The organism is Fibrobacter sp. UWS1, from assembly GCF_002300445.1.
Lineage (GTDB): Bacteria > Fibrobacterota > Fibrobacteria > Fibrobacterales > Fibrobacteraceae > Hallerella > Hallerella intestinalis.
On sequence record NZ_NSGW01000001.1, the window covers coordinates 2,189,104 to 2,203,045 of the forward strand.

Below are 13,942 nucleotides of genomic sequence, written 5' to 3' on the forward strand. Positions count from 1 at the left end.
CTGGATTACAGCTTTTTCCATTCGACAAAACGCGGGCGTCCAAAAAAATCTTTTTCGACGCCTTTCCATTCAAGCCACGGATAATTCGGCGATTCCTGCTCCAAGATTTTTTCTTCTTCAGCTTCGGATCCGATTTCCATGAGAAGGATTCCGTCCGGTTTTAAATAATTTTCGCTTTGTTCCAAAATTTTGCGCACTAGCGTCAAACCGTCGGTTCCTCCGAAAAGGGCGAGGGCCGGATCGAAATCGCGTACTTCAGGCTGTAATTTTGCTTTTTCAGAATCGGGAATGTAGGGCGGATTGCTGACGATAGCGTCGAATTTTTTTCCTTTTGGCAGAGCCTCCAGCAGATTGCCTTGCAAAAATTGAACCTGGGCCTCGTTGCTTTTTGCATTTTCTTGCGCCAAATCGAGGGCCTCTTGGGAAATGTCCGTCGCCGTTATTTGGGAACCGGCCAGTTCTTTTGCGATGGCAATGGCGATGGCTCCTGTTCCCGTCCCGATGTCCGCAATTTCGCAGGCTTCTTTTCCATGCAAACGCTCTAGAAGAATATCGATCAGGGATTCTGTTTCAGGACGCGGAATAAGCGCTCTTCGGTCGCAGCGGATTTCGTGCCCGCGAAAACTGGTGCTGCCGACAATGTGTTGCAGCGGTTCCCGTTTGGCGCGCCGTGCGACCAGCGGTCTTAAAGCGTCGAGCTCGCGAGTGGACAGCGGACGGTCAAAATTCAAATAGAGGTCCATCCGTTTCATTTTGAGCCCGTGCGCTAAAATATATTGGGCATCCAAGCGCGGATCCGGAATGCCTTTGTGCTGAAAAAAAGCCGTCGTCTTATTTAAAATTTCAAGGACCGTATTCATGCGAATTTTCCCAGGACTTCTTGGGCGTGCGCCATTTGCAGTGCATCGACGATTTCTTGGATGTCGCCTGTCATTACGCTGTCAAGCCTATAGAGCGTCAGGTTTACGCGATGGTCGGTAACGCGATTTTGCGGAAAGTTGTATGTGCGAATTTTAGCGGAGCGGTCTCCGGTGCCGACCATGGCTTTGCGGCTAGCGGCTTCTGCCTGTTCTTTTTTGGCAATCACGGCGTCCAGGATTTTGGAACGCAGCATTTCCATAGCGTGTAAACGGTTTTGCAGTTGTGAACGTTCCGTTTGGCAGCTTACGACAACGCCTGTCGGAATGTGCGTTAGGCGAACCGCCGAATCGGTCTTGTTGATATACTGGCCGCCGGCGCCCGATGAACGGTAAGTGTCCATGTGAATGTCCGCTTCCCGAATTTCCACGTCCACTTCTTCGGCTTCGGGAAGAATGGCGACGGTTGCCGCCGACGTGTGAACGCGCCCTTGCGTTTCGGTATCGGGAACGCGCTGCACGCGGTGCACGCCGCTTTCAAATTTCAACGTGCCATAAACGCTGTCGCCTTCGATGAAAACTCGGATTTCCTTATAGCCGCCTACGGTTCCTTCCGAAGCTTCTTGCACGGTCATCTTCCAGCCCATGCGGTCGCAATAGCCCCGATACATGCGGAAAAGGTCGCCGGCAAAAAGGGCGGATTCGTCGCCACCGGTTCCTGCCCGGATTTCGAGAGTCGCATTGCGAAAATCCCAAGGTTCTTTGGGAACCATCAAAATCTGGAGCTCATTTTCCAATTCTTCCCGCCTTTTTTCCAATGGAGGGATTTCTTCTTTGGCGGCTTCTATCAATTCGGTATCATTTCCGCCGAGAACTTTTTTCCATTCGGCAAGGTCGTTCGTCAGTTGAATGTATTCGCGGGATTTCTGGCAGCTTTTTTCCAGACCCTTGTATTGCTTTTGCAATTTGGTGTATTGCTTCTGGTCGGCGATCACTTCGGGCAGAGCGAGCTCGGATTCCAATTCTTCGTATTTTTCGATAACTTTTTGTGCGGCGTCTAACATGGCCGTAAAAGGTAGAAAATAAGAATCCAAATTCAGGATAAAAAAGCAATATGTAATATCCCCGGAAAAACTTTCACATTAGTTTTGTAAAATATGGTTTTCATTCTGATTGTCGTCTTGCTGGTTCTCCTGGGCTTTTTGGTCTGGGGGTGGGACAGAGTGGACCTTCGGGATGCGCAGGGGCGTCTTTTGAATCGTAAAATCCAGCTGAAATCCGCCGACGAGGGAAGCTTAATCGGGCTTGCTTATGGAGTATATACCTTTGAAATCTGGCATCGGGGGATTTTGCAATGGAAGCCTCGGCTGGTGAAACGAATCATCGTGGAACACGATAAAATTACCGAAAACGAATGGCTCTATTTCGAGAAAATGCGGGAACTTTCTGCGGCTTCTCGTGAAGAATACCGTACAAGTCGGGAAATTTTTGAAGCTTGCCGCGGACAGTATTTTAAAATTCTGAACAAGGTCTGTCTTTTGCGCAACAGCTTGGACGATACGACAGTGGTGGAAACGCTGCTTTTGCATTCGACGGGGATTTATCTGTTTGAAAATGTGCCGCAAAAGGGTTGGATTTTTGGGGATGCAAAAGAGAAAAACTGGTCGGCGACAAAAATGAACGACGACAAAATGCACGGAAAACTTTTTGACAATCCTCTTTTGAGCATCGCTCGTAACGAGGCCGCCTTGCGGCGTCTTTTTGAAAGCTTCGATGGCCTGTCCCTTCACGTTTTTTCGTATGCTGTCTTTAATGATGGTGCGGTTTTAAAACAGATTCCGGACAATACCGTTTCGCAAAAAATCATTCTTCGTTCGCAACTGCGCGAGAGCCTCGTCCGAATGTTTCGTTTAGCTAATCCGGTTTATTCCGAATATGAAATTGACAAGCTCGAACGGGAGCTTGCCAATTATTCCAGCTGATATTTCGATTAGATTTTGAAATCCAGACCGACCGCTACGTTGTGGCTTGTGCGGTCATACGTTTTCTTGACTCCCGCTTCTTTTTTGGTGTATTCTTCGTAGAGTGTTTCCATATAGCCGACCTGAACTTGGAAGTGGGAATTGAAACGGAATGCGAGGCCCCCGCCAATAGACCAGGAATCGGTCACAAAGCTCAAGTCGCTGATGTAATCGTCTGAAATGCCGTAAAGGGTTCTTTGGACGCTTACGGAAAGGGTCAGCGGATGGATGACGTCCACTTCGACGCCCAATACAAATTCGTTTTCGTCGCCGTCCAAATCGTCTTGCTTGCCCTGCGGATAATCGGCAAAGGTGTCGAAATAGTGGTGGTAGCCAAAGCCCGTGCGCAACCAGTCCAGCCAGGCGTAGCTCACGCCGACAGAAAGAATCGCCGGAAGATCGTTGTCCGTCTTTTTTCCGTCTGCGAACATCGGCAAGAATTTTGCCACTCCCGCATCGATTTCATCGGTTTCGTTTTCGGTTTCGATAGAAGTATTGTGCTCGTATTTGATACCGGCGGAAAATTTCTTGTGATGGAATGCGAGGCTTGCAATCGGCGTGATTCCCCAGCCGGTCTGTTCGCAAGACAAGAGATTTTTAGTGAGCATCTTGTTGAGGATCTCGTTATCCACACGGGATTTCATGGAACCTTCGTAAGAGTTGTACGCGTAGTTGATGCGCATACCCAGGAATGCCGAGAACATATCGTGGAAACGGTAGCTTGCGCCGAGCTGCCAGGCGAAAACGTACTGCTTGCCCGTGAATTTGGCGTCGTAAAGATCGGAGGCAGTCATACCGCTTGCTTTCATCAACTGGGAAAGCTGTTCGTTTTGAGCGGCCTGCGCCTGGATCGTTCCCGAAATAAATTGGTCGATCATAGGAAGGCCGTCGTCAAATTTGGCTTCGCCGCCACCGCCGATAATATAAAATCCGCCGGAGATTGCAAATTGTTTGTGGTGCCAGTTCACAAGGAAGCTAGGCATAAAGGGCACAAAGGATTCGCCTTCGTAATCTCCCAGCGCATCGGTTTCGATTTCGCGGGTCTGCCAGACGGTTTGGCTGTGCGCCGAAACGTAAAGCCCGTCGTCGGCAAAAGCGGTTCCCGCCGGGTTGTAGTAAACCGCCGAATTAGTTAAAGAAGCGTCTTGTGCAAAATTGCGGACAAAGTCTGCGGACTGGTTTGTGTTGTGCATGATGCCGCCAGCAAAAGCGGCTACCGAAAAGAAGGGAAATATTTTTGTGATATGCATAAATTAACCAAAGTTGAAACCGCCGATAAACTAGTTAAAGCTTTTTCATTTTTAAAGGATGTTCTCCAGTCGCAAGTAATTTTTTACATATAAATGAAACGCGATTCATCTATAAATGAATTGCAATTTAAAAGATTAGCTATTGAACGTTTTATCAAGAATTTGTTGAATGAAAATATAACAGCGATGCTGGAATTTTGCGGAAAAATTTTTGCGCTTTTAAAAATTGCCTAGTTAAAATAGAGGCGATTGCTTTGGGCGTGCCAGCCAGCGGCTGTCGGCGTGCTACAGGCTACAGCTTCGCAAGGCACAAAGGATCGCCTTGCTTTTGCACACCTTTCGGTAGCCTTCGGTCGGTGCTACGCACTTTCGCAGAATCTGCGAAACCTTTAGCGTGCCTCACGTTGTTTTTAAAAAGGGGAATTTTCCCCGCTAGCCACTGGCCTCTAATCACTTGTTTCCCGGATTTCCTTCTATTTTTATATTTTTTAAAACCGATACATTTTCGTTGTTTTAGCATTGGAAAGGCCATTTATGGAAAACATCGTCGAATTGGATCAGGCAGCCAAAGCGGAACTTGCACAACTCGCCCAGCTTCCTGAAGTGACCGTAAAAGAAAAGAGAACCATCACTCCGCAAGAAGCTGCGGAATTGGATCCGATTTCCCGTCGAACTTCCATGGACGAATCTTCGTTGGGCTTTACCGAAGCGCAGGCTCGCTTGGAAGCCAGTCGCTGTTTAAAATGCAAAAAACCGGCTTGCACACCGGCTTGCCCGATTGGAATGCCTATCCCAGAATATCTGGAGCGAGTTGCTGCTGGCGATTTTCAGGGAGCCATCGATATTATCCGCCAGACATCGCTTATCCCGTCGATTTGCAGCCGCGTTTGCCCGCACGAACGCCAGTGCCAATCCAGTTGCACTTTAGGAAAGCTCTTGAAAGATCCCGCAAAGGGCGTGCATCTTGGGAATATGGAACGTTTTTGTGCGGATTATGAACGCGAACATTTGGGCGGTAAAAAGCCGATCCCTGTCGGAGAGAGCACTGGGAAAAAAATTGCGATAGTCGGTTCGGGCCCTGCGGGAATTGGTGCGGCAATCGATTTGCGCGCTTACGGGCATCATGTGGAAATTTTTGAAGAATACGATTTGTTGGGCGGCGTTCTTCGTTATGGCATTCCGGAATTTCGTCTTCCGAAAAAAATTCTGGATTATGAAATCGCGACATTGCGGCAGATGGGCGTGGTCTGCCACACGAAAGTTCATGTAGGCAAGGATGTTTCCATCGATGAACTTTTGCTGCAAGGCTTCGATGCGGTTTTCGTCGCAAACGGGGCGAGCGTTCCATCGGTTCCTAAAATTCCGGGAATGGATTTGAAGGGAGTGTTCAATGCCAAGGATTATTTGGAAAAAGCGAATCGTGGAGTCGCTCTGGATTCCGGCAAGAATGTGATTGTTGTTGGCGGAGGCAATGTAGCGATGGACGCTTCCCGTATGGCTTATCGCTTGGGCGCAGAAACGGTCCGTTTGGTTTACCGTCGCACCCGAAACGAAATGCCCGCCTGTCGTGCAGAAATTCTCGACGCGACAAGTGAAGGCGTGCAAATTGTGGAACTTCGCAATCCCTGTGAATTGCTTGCCGATGAAAACGGACGGGTGAAAGCTGCCAAGCTGGATGTGTTTACTCTGGGCGAACCGGATGAAAAAGGTAGGCCGACTCCGGTCAAAGTGAAAGGCGCTTCGGAGGTAATCGATTGCGACACGGTCGTGATGGCGATCGGCAGCAAGACGGCTCCAGATGTGTTGGAATCCGCCAGCGACGATGCCAAAAAGAAGGTCTATGTCGGCGGCGATGCTTTGTATGGACCCAAAACGGTCGTGCTTGCCATTCGCACGGGGCGTGAAACCGCTGCGAAAATTCATCAGGATTTGATGGGCTGAATTTTAGCGAGTTGCAAGGAGTAACGGCAGCCAGCCGGTTTATTCTTTTTTCAAATAGAGTCCGCCGATGTAGAAGAATGGGCGTTTATCACCCAGAATTCGGTGTCGCTGCCAATGCGCACGGGCGGTCCCCAAGAGTCTAAACCGGAAGAAACGAGCCATAAAACGCCGTCGAGTTTTTTGATCCCGTAAGCGTGTTCCCAAATCCAATGGATGATTGTTGTCGCCGGGAAAAATTGCCCATGATGAGTATGTCCTGAAAGAGCCAAATCCGGAAGTGCGCCGGAGTAATTCTCTTCGATTCCTCGCGGTTGGTGGTCGAGTAAAATCCAGGGAAGGCTTGTATCGGTGGGGTGCATCTCGGCCAGATTTTTCCGAGGAACGTCTTTCGCTCTTGCCATTTGAAAATCCGTTCGTCCGGTGATGCACGCGAGGGGAGTGCAGACTGTTTCATCGTTCAGAACCGTCATGCCGACTTTTTGCATCCATTGCACGGGCCTGGAACCGGACCTTTCCATAAAGGCTTCGTGATTTCCTACAACGGCGAATGCGCCCGTTTTTGCAGCGGAAGTGAGTCTGCGGAACAGAGAATCGTAACCGGCTGCATCCATCGCCGAATCGGAAATGTCCGCCAGATCGCCGCCGAAAAAAATAAAGTCAGGCTGAATCGAATCCGCTTGCGCAATAAATTTTTCCAGCTTCTCTTTTTTAAAAAGGGGATCCAGATGGATGTCGCTGAAAAACAGGGCGGTAAAAGTTTTCTTTTGATTGTGCAAATGCAGCTCTTGAATTTTATAGTGCAAATTGTTTTGCGAACCGAAGACAAGCATCGCCGCCGCTATGCACAGGCTTGCGCCCAGAATGATTCGGCTCCCCAAAAGAACTGCTTTCCCATTCGATTGAGGTTGTGAATGCCGAAGCACGGCAAAGCCTTTCTTCAAAAGGAGAAAGATGTTCCACAAAAGATAAAGCAGAATCGCCTGGCTCGCCCAGACTATAAAGAACGCTTGCCCGGCGCACGCCCACGCTTGTTCTCGCAAAAGGAAACTTCCCAATGTGGCAATCAGCAAAATGCCGGCGATAAGGCTTCCATAAACATTCGGGGAAATTTTTCGGATGTTCCAGAATAGAAATGCCGCCATGAAAAAGAAGAACAAGAGAAAAATCATGGCCACAATTTACAAATTCCTTTTGTCCGGGAAAATTTTTGAAAAATCAAATCGCTTGAAATAATTCTTGCTCGGAAATTCCAAAATGCCGCTTTAATGAACTGTCGATGCCAAGCTCGCGAATATCCCGAAGGCAATCGTGAAAAGCCCGAAATGGTTCTGCGGAATACGAAAGCAAACGCTGCACCATTTTTTCTGAATACCAGTAAAGAAGTTCCGCTTTTTCCGTGCGGGATTCTTGAATGAACGGCGTTTGCAATTCTTTGAGAGTTGGCGTTTTTCCGGCGGGACGCGGCTTTCCGGTTTTAGAACCGTCTATCACTTGGGCGATTCCCTCGTTCATCCAAATGGGAATGTTAGAAGTGGTCATCGCGCGGATAAAAGCGTGGGTGAGTTCGTGAAAAAGAATGGGACGATACACTTCGCGGCTTTGCATGAGCCCGACGGGAATCCGCAATTTGCCGTCAAAAACAGCACCGACCCAATCGGGACGCGGACCGATTCCCTGATACTCCGAACTTTTGTACAAGACGATGTGGATTTTGTCTTCGGGATAAAAATGGAAAAGCCCGCCGAGAGAATCGTAGGCGACTTCCAAAACGGAAAGCGCTTCCATCACGTCCATTCGCGTCGGGTTCCCTTCAAACTCCAAACGGAAATGCCCTGAATTTTCGATGCCCAGTTCCTGTTTTTCGCGAATCAGCTGTTTCGATTTTTGCAAAAGATATTGCAAATCCGCATGTTCAAATTGCAAGCCTTCGATGTAGCGAATGCACTCCTCGTAGCGTTCCTCTTCAAATAAAATTCCCGCCAAATGCAGCTGGAGATTTTGATTTTCTGGAGAATCGAGCAGCAGACTTCGGATGTTGTTCTCTGCGCATTTCCATTGCTTGGCATCCATGCACTCTTGCGCTTCTTTGACACGCTGATTGTGAAGCTCCGTTTTTTGGTTTTCATTGTGGATTTTTTTGAAGTTGTATGCTATGGATAACAGCAAAAAGAAACTGAATGCAATTAGAAAGATTTTTTTCATCGTCGTCTATTTTAAAAAGATGTTCGCTTTGCAATTCCAGCTGTCGGAATGTTCCGAGAGAAGTAATTTTCCGTTTTCGCAAATCACCAAAAAACAGTCTTCTTCGACGACGCCAAAATCGGAACCGCCGTTGTAAACATGGGATACTCCGAAAAATTCTTGGTCCCGACAAATCATGGATTTACATTGGTGCATTCGGGAAAGTTCACGGCATTTTTCTACAAGAATTTCGTCGGGCGCGTTGTCGATGGCTAACGACGTTACGGAATCGCCGGAAAGGATTCGGCATATTATATGGACTTCTTCTTGCAGCATTGTGGGACTAATATAAAATTTATGGGGAATGGATGGTGGGCGTTTGTTGGCGAAAACCGCACTGCAATTCCAATTTCCCAGAATGTTTCGGAAGCTATGGTAAAATCTTCTTTTGTCGTTCCCTCGAAAAGTGCGCAGTAAACCTTTATGCGAAAGATTGCGATTGGGCTTATCGCTTGGACATTCGGAAATGGGTAAACGTGTTTGCTCGTTTCTTTTCAGTCACTGACTCTTCTTGAAATGACGAGGCTCAGCTTGCTGCTACGTTTCCTTTTCAAGTCCCGGCAATTCGGTTAAAATTTCCCAGAAGCCGTTTCGGGTTGGATTTCAACGCTTGGAGAAGTACAATGGCTTTTTCGTTTGGATTGGGTAGGTAAATCGGGGCTTGCAGATGCCTTTCCATCATTGCGGAATATATTTTTGGAATTCCGCTTCCCCAAGTTTCAATAGGAAACGTCCTTTACTTTTCAACAACTTCTAGAAAAGTCAATGATAATGAGAAATTTGTTATACTAAATGATGAATTATCATAGTTATAGCATTAGATTTAGATGCTATAATATGACTGAGGTGCAGATGTGAAAACACTCTTTTCGATACTACAGATTTTGACATGCAAGTGTGGCATCCCCCACCTTGAGGCAGCCTTTATGGTTATCATCGTCAATACGGAAGATATAGATGAGTTTCGGTGCAAATGAAGACTGGTAAATCATTTTTCCTCCCCATATTCCTTAAAGCGGTATTTCCCTTTTCCATGGCCTATGACTTTTTCGGTCAATTTCAATTCAAGCATCTGCGCCAAAATTAACGAAGCGGCAGTTCTTTTGCAACCGGCTGCTTTCATGACGTCGGATGCTCCAAATACTTGACCCATATCGATTTTTTCAATAATACGGAGAATGCTTTTTTCACGGGTGGCGTTTAGCTTTGTTGTTCGAACCAACTCGAGCAAAGCTTTTTTCTGAGCATTGGCGATTTGCCTTTGAAATTCAATGTTCGCATTTTTGTGGTCAATGTTCGTGTTTTGATGATTAATGTTCGCATTTTTGCAATCAATGTTCGGGTTTTCGGCTTTAAAGTCCAAATGCAAGAACCTGTTCTTAAGTTCATTGTGCTCGCCCATGAGCATATTGCGGAAGAACTTTTCCAAAAATTCGGGGTTCTTGTCGATTCCCTTCTGCAGGTTTTTGTAGTTGGCGCGAACCAATGCATTTCTGAAATACCAGGAATTTTTTGCAAAGATGTCGTTCGAAACCTTGAAGCCCAGAGAACGCAGGTATTGGATGGTGAACACGGCTGTCGTTCGGGTATTTCCCTCGCCAAAAGCGTGGATCTGCCACAGTCGCGAAATAAAATAGGCCAGATGCTCCACAATCCTATCCATAGACAAACCTGCATAGATAAAATGGCGTTCCTGTTCGAAGTCATAATCCAGGGCCGTCTTCAATTCAAAGGCAGCCCCGTACATGACCGAAGCTCCGTTCAGTACCCATTCTTTTTTGGAGATGTCGTAATCGCGAATGCGACCGGCAAACTTGTAGATTCCTAGAAATAGCTCTCTGTGAATGGCTATCAGGTACGATGGTGAAAAATTGAAGGATTTTTCGCAGAGAATCTTTGCAATGCGGGCGGATACCTTGTCCGCTTCCTCGGTTTCGTCCTCGTCGTTGTGTTCGGCTTTGGATTCGTAATAACTGTCGATTAGCTTCTGAACTTCGTCAATGGTGATGTCGCCTTCGATGTTCCTGCGGGCGGTGTCGAAAAGATACTTGGATGGAACCAGTCCATCGACTTGCTGCAGGCCGATCGCTGTGGACCAGGCGGAAGACGTTTCCTGTTTGCTTGGCTCCGCATGGCGGATATACTCGTCAAAGTCCAGTTCAAACTTTTTCTTTTCCATGGCGACCTACTTCAGTGTATCCACGAATTTAACGATCTTGCCTTGTTTTTTTGTGCGCGGGTCCGTTTTGAACCAGTCCATGATTTTGCAGTAAATGCCGTTGTGCTTATGGATATTGTTTTGGGCGCAGCCTTCGCAAGAAATTCGGATTTCTTTTTCGTAGCCGAATAAATCCAGAGAGGATTCCCAGCGTTCCTCGCAGCTTCCCGGCACGATGGCTTTGAGCCCGTCCATCTGCCAAAAATTCCAGCTGATGATGTTTGCAAAATTTTCAAGGATGTCGGCGGGGATTTTTTCGCCGGGGAATTTGTTTTCAAAATATTCCAGGAGCGAAATAAGCAAGGCTTCCCGGACGAGAAGCAAATTGTCGCCCTGCCATTCATAACCGTAAGTCGATTTGTAAGCGTTTTCCGCCCACTCGAACCATTCCTCTTTTCGCTCCGTATTTTCGCCCACAACGCGGAGTTTCCTGTCCAGAAATCCGATGCGATTTTCCAGCGGAATGAATTCTCCCGTGGTGGCGTCGTAGCGGCTGACCGTGTAAGGCGCTTCCCCGCAAGAGATTTCCATCCGCGTATCTAGAACATAGTCTTGCCAAGTCTTGCCCTCGGGAAATTCGATTTTCCCTTCTGAATTTTTCCAGGAACACTTGCCGTCTATTTCGATTTCTTCGTTGAAAACGCCCTTGCGCCCGAACCACTGCGCATCCAGCAAATTATTTTGCAAATTGCAAATCCAAGCAGGCGTGAAAACTTCCGCCATGTCTTTGCTGCGGGCAGCCTGCACGTCCTTGTTCTTGACTACGCGAGGTTGCACGACTTTGTTGTGCTTGCCGGTAATCAGTTCCGGAAAAATCGGTTGGCTGTAACCATAATCAAGCCCGAGGTGCTTGTAATTGTCCGTGGCCCAAAAAATGGGGACGTATTTTTTTGCCGTGCTCTTGGTATGGTCTTCAAGGAGAGCTTTTAAGCATTGGGGTGAAAGGCTGCCGATAAAATCTTCGCTGATGTCGATAATCTGCTGCATCAAGTGCAATATAAATACTTTTGCTAAGTGTTGCTGTTTTCCGCTTCCACATATCGGCACTTCGGAAAGTTTGAACATCCCCAAAAGGAGTTGCCCGCATTCGCGCCTTTCTTTGCGGTGCGCAAGACCAGTTTTCCGCCGCAGCATGGACAATTTCGTTCGTTTTTTGGAGTATCTTCTGTTCGGATTTTTGCGGTCTCCGAGTTGCTTATTTGTCCGCCATGGGAAAAATTTGTTGGAGCCGTTTTTTCTGCTTTGGCATTTGAAAATTCCTTTGTTAAAAGTTCTTCGTATTTGCGCGCATAATCGGATTTTTCTTTTTTGTTGTACGAAAGAATTTCTTCTGCAATTTGCCGCAGCTCCGCTTCGTTGCTTGGGTAAGTGTCGTGATCGTCTGCGTCCGTTTTTTTGATATGAGCCGCCAGTTGATCTGCGCGGATGACAATATCCCGAATTTCTTGGGGAGCGTGCTTGTCGTTTACAATTGTTTTTGGGTTGGCGAGCACGATGAGGGAACGATAGAAGTTGGAAAATTTTCTGTCGAATCGCGCTTTTTGGATGCTCCCGTTTTTGAAATCCAGCCGAATGTTTTTCAACAAATTCAAATGCCTTTCGTTTTGTGTTACCGGCGATTCCATGCCTTCCTTGCGGGTGAATTTGCCGTAACCCTTATGCCGAATGAAATTTCCCTTTTCGTCGATTTCGATATTGCCGTAAAGGTTTTTGCATTCGATGACAAAAGTGTGCTTGCGAGTCATCACCAAAAAATCGATTTGCGCAAAAAGCCCTTCGCGTTCAAGACATAAATCGTGCATGACGACCATATCGATCCCGCTGTTTTTTAAGTGGAAGAGAATTTGTTTTTCTCCCGCCAGCCCTGCTTCGGCTGCGGCAATTTGGGCGTCGATTTTTCCTTTCAGGCTGCCTGACGCCTTCGCCGATAAATCTTTCATCCTGAAAATAAATTCTTCGGCGTCGGAATTTTCTTTTAATATGATGGGACCGAAATGCTTGTGGAAAAATGTATCTAGAATGGACATGTTCAAAAAATATATGGCGGATTTTCGTCGCTAACGCGACTTAGGTTTGTAGTTATAACTTGCGTATAAATATACTCTAAAGGGGTCATAAAGTCAAGCCTTTTTCGAGGCCTGTTGTTCAGTTTATCCTGTATCCAGCGAACTTTCCGGGGAGAGATTCCCTTGAACGACTCCTTCTTGGGAAGATATTGGCGTATTAGACCGTTCATGTTCTCGTTGGCACCGCGCTCCCAGGAGTGGTACGGGTTCGCAAAGTAGTAATCCGCCTTCATAGCTTTCGCTATTTCTGCGTGACAGGCGAACTCCTTCCCGTTGTCCGAAGTGATTGTGAGAATCTTGACTTCGAACGTTTTCTCAAAGTCCTTCAGCGCCCTCACAAGCGTTCTCTTCAGGTCTTTCGCGTTCTTCGTCGGAAGATACCTTATCAGGCTGTAATTCGTCATCCTGTCGTTGATCGTGAGCAGGTTCGCGTCATGGTCCGCGCTGTTTATCAGGTCTATCTCGATGTCGCCTACGCGTGATTTCTCGTCCACGATTGCCGGACGTTCCTCGATGGGCACGCGGCCTACAATCTGGCCTCTCTTGTCCTTCTTCTCCCCGCGCTTACGGTATGGTTTCTTGCCGTGCCGCAAGTGCTTCTTCAGGTCCTCGTCCTTGTTCACATGCCTGTATATCGTGGCGACGCTAGGGACACCCATCCCATCGAGTTTCGCGCGTCCGTTCACCTGTTCGGGAGAGTAGTCTTCCTTGATTTTCCCGTCCACGATTTTCCAGTCGTCCTCGTCGTAGTCGTAATGCAGGTGACTTGTCGCGGCAAGGAGGTCTGCCCGTTCCTGCGACTTGACCGGGTCGTAATGCTGGCGGCCGCCGCCCCTGTTTAGTTCCCTGTAGATTGTGGATTTGTGGACCTTCAGCTGCAAGGCTATGTTTTTCGGGGGGATCTTTGCCGCATTGAGCGCTCGTATTTCGTATCTTTGTGCTTGGTTGAGACTCACCGCCATGTCCTTTTTTGGTAGAATCGGCAAGGTAGAAAAGTTTCGGCCAGGTTCCCCAGGGGCTAGCCCTAGGGAACTTTTTTTCTTCCCGATTCAACCTATATCAGTCGCATTGACGGTGAAAATTCGCGTATTCCATTATCTTTTTGCGGAAAAATATCTGGGCGTTTTAACGGGCTTTTGCGGTATAAATCCGGCTTTCCGTTCATTGCATTCACCGCCGGATTTTCCGTTCAGAGAATGCGCGGCATTCTCCGAATCGCAAGCGACGGCAATCCCTAACGCATTTTAGAAAATCGTTGGCAGAGGTTCGCTGTGAGTGTCAGAGAAAATTTCAGGCTTCGCCAACAAAAAAAGAACCGCCCTAGCGGACGGTTCTTTTCCAAGGAGAA

General features: G+C 47.5%; 13 protein-coding genes. 3 read left to right on the forward strand and 10 right to left on the reverse strand.

The window, feature by feature from the left end; genetic code table 11:
- Positions 1 to 5 precede the first annotated feature (5 nt).
- Complete coding sequence (prmC, locus tag BGX14_RS09655; protein WP_073304100.1) at positions 6 to 860, reverse strand: peptide chain release factor N(5)-glutamine methyltransferase; 855 nt, start codon at positions 858 to 860, stop codon at positions 6 to 8.
- Positions 857 to 1,921 carry a peptide chain release factor 1 gene (gene prfA, locus BGX14_RS09660; RefSeq protein ID WP_073304099.1) on the reverse strand — a complete coding sequence of 355 codons (1,065 nt, stop codon included), beginning with the start codon at positions 1,919 to 1,921 and terminating at the stop codon, positions 857 to 859. The genes prmC and prfA overlap by 4 nt, the downstream gene beginning before the upstream one ends.
- A gap of 93 nt (positions 1,922 to 2,014) precedes the next feature.
- Between prfA and BGX14_RS09665 the strand changes: the two genes are divergently transcribed.
- The gene (locus BGX14_RS09665) at positions 2,015 to 2,839 is read left to right on the forward strand and encodes a nuclease-related domain-containing protein (protein ID WP_073304097.1); all 825 of its coding nucleotides are present in this window, start codon (positions 2,015 to 2,017) and stop codon (positions 2,837 to 2,839) included.
- 8 nt (positions 2,840 to 2,847) lie between these two features.
- Here BGX14_RS09665 and BGX14_RS09670 read toward each other — a convergent pair whose 3' ends face one another.
- Positions 2,848 to 4,128 carry an OmpP1/FadL family transporter gene (locus BGX14_RS09670; RefSeq protein ID WP_073304095.1) on the reverse strand — a complete coding sequence of 427 codons (1,281 nt, stop codon included), beginning with the start codon at positions 4,126 to 4,128 and terminating at the stop codon, positions 2,848 to 2,850.
- Positions 4,129 to 4,221: 93 nt separating this feature from the next.
- On the opposite strand from BGX14_RS09670, the gene BGX14_RS15560 reads away from it, so the two are divergent.
- Both BGX14_RS15560 and BGX14_RS09680 read left to right on the forward strand, forming a co-directional pair.
- A complete protein-coding gene (locus BGX14_RS15560) occupies positions 4,222 to 4,362 on the forward strand; it encodes a hypothetical protein (RefSeq protein ID WP_158223288.1) in 141 nt (46 codons plus the stop codon).
- A gap of 300 nt (positions 4,363 to 4,662) precedes the next feature.
- Positions 4,663 to 6,069 (forward strand): NAD(P)-dependent oxidoreductase, encoded by a 1,407-nt coding sequence (locus tag BGX14_RS09680; RefSeq protein ID WP_095879720.1) that lies wholly within the window; start codon positions 4,663 to 4,665, stop codon positions 6,067 to 6,069.
- Positions 6,070 to 6,119: 50 nt separating this feature from the next.
- On the opposite strand, the gene BGX14_RS09685 is transcribed toward BGX14_RS09680, so the two are convergent.
- The 7 genes from BGX14_RS09685 to BGX14_RS09715 form a co-directional block, all read right to left on the reverse strand.
- Entirely contained in the window at positions 6,120 to 7,238 is a 1,119-nt protein-coding gene (locus BGX14_RS09685) for a metallophosphoesterase (protein WP_095879721.1), read from the reverse strand.
- A gap of 46 nt (positions 7,239 to 7,284) precedes the next feature.
- Entirely contained in the window at positions 7,285 to 8,271 is a 987-nt protein-coding gene (locus tag BGX14_RS09690; RefSeq protein ID WP_095879722.1) for a hypothetical protein, read from the reverse strand.
- Between the two features lie 6 nt (positions 8,272 to 8,277).
- A complete protein-coding gene (locus BGX14_RS09695; RefSeq protein ID WP_078777242.1) occupies positions 8,278 to 8,586 on the reverse strand; it encodes a hypothetical protein in 309 nt (102 codons plus the stop codon).
- 712 nt (positions 8,587 to 9,298) lie between these two features.
- The gene (locus BGX14_RS09700) at positions 9,299 to 10,489 is read right to left on the reverse strand and encodes a Fic family protein (RefSeq protein ID WP_095879723.1); all 1,191 of its coding nucleotides are present in this window, start codon (positions 10,487 to 10,489) and stop codon (positions 9,299 to 9,301) included.
- A 6-nt stretch (positions 10,490 to 10,495) separates the two neighbouring features.
- Entirely contained in the window at positions 10,496 to 11,515 is a 1,020-nt protein-coding gene (locus tag BGX14_RS09705; RefSeq protein ID WP_095879724.1) for a restriction endonuclease subunit M, read from the reverse strand.
- 23 nt (positions 11,516 to 11,538) lie between these two features.
- Positions 11,539 to 12,555, reverse strand: coding sequence for an NERD domain-containing protein (locus BGX14_RS09710; protein WP_095879725.1), 1,017 nt, complete (start codon positions 12,553 to 12,555; stop codon positions 11,539 to 11,541).
- Positions 12,556 to 12,557: 2 nt separating this feature from the next.
- A complete protein-coding gene (locus BGX14_RS09715; RefSeq protein WP_095879726.1) occupies positions 12,558 to 13,556 on the reverse strand; it encodes an IS30 family transposase in 999 nt (332 codons plus the stop codon).
- Positions 13,557 to 13,942: the final 386 nt, after the last annotated feature.

Excerpts from the sequence above, each read along its gene's own strand:
- BGX14_RS09715 (WP_095879726.1), bottom strand. The coding sequence starts at position 13,556 with ATGGCGGTGAGTCTCAACCAAGCACAAAGATACGAAATACGAGCGCTC.
- BGX14_RS15560 (WP_158223288.1), top strand. The coding sequence starts at position 4,222 with ATGAAACGCGATTCATCTATAAATGAATTGCAATTTAAAAGATTAGCT.
- BGX14_RS09665 (WP_073304097.1), top strand. The coding sequence starts at position 2,015 with ATGGTTTTCATTCTGATTGTCGTCTTGCTGGTTCTCCTGGGCTTTTTG.
- BGX14_RS09680 (WP_095879720.1), top strand. The coding sequence starts at position 4,663 with ATGGAAAACATCGTCGAATTGGATCAGGCAGCCAAAGCGGAACTTGCA.
- BGX14_RS09685 (WP_095879721.1), bottom strand. The coding sequence starts at position 7,238 with ATGATTTTTCTCTTGTTCTTCTTTTTCATGGCGGCATTTCTATTCTGG.
- prfA (WP_073304099.1), bottom strand. The coding sequence starts at position 1,921 with ATGTTAGACGCCGCACAAAAAGTTATCGAAAAATACGAAGAATTGGAA.
- BGX14_RS09710 (WP_095879725.1), bottom strand. The coding sequence starts at position 12,555 with ATGTCCATTCTAGATACATTTTTCCACAAGCATTTCGGTCCCATCATA.
- BGX14_RS09690 (WP_095879722.1), bottom strand. The coding sequence starts at position 8,271 with ATGAAAAAAATCTTTCTAATTGCATTCAGTTTCTTTTTGCTGTTATCC.
- BGX14_RS09670 (WP_073304095.1), bottom strand. The coding sequence starts at position 4,128 with ATGCATATCACAAAAATATTTCCCTTCTTTTCGGTAGCCGCTTTTGCT.
- BGX14_RS09695 (WP_078777242.1), bottom strand. The coding sequence starts at position 8,586 with ATGCTGCAAGAAGAAGTCCATATAATATGCCGAATCCTTTCCGGCGAT.
- BGX14_RS09705 (WP_095879724.1), bottom strand. The coding sequence starts at position 11,515 with ATGCAGCAGATTATCGACATCAGCGAAGATTTTATCGGCAGCCTTTCA.
- prmC (WP_073304100.1), bottom strand. The coding sequence starts at position 860 with ATGAATACGGTCCTTGAAATTTTAAATAAGACGACGGCTTTTTTTCAG.
- BGX14_RS09700 (WP_095879723.1), bottom strand. The coding sequence starts at position 10,489 with ATGGAAAAGAAAAAGTTTGAACTGGACTTTGACGAGTATATCCGCCAT.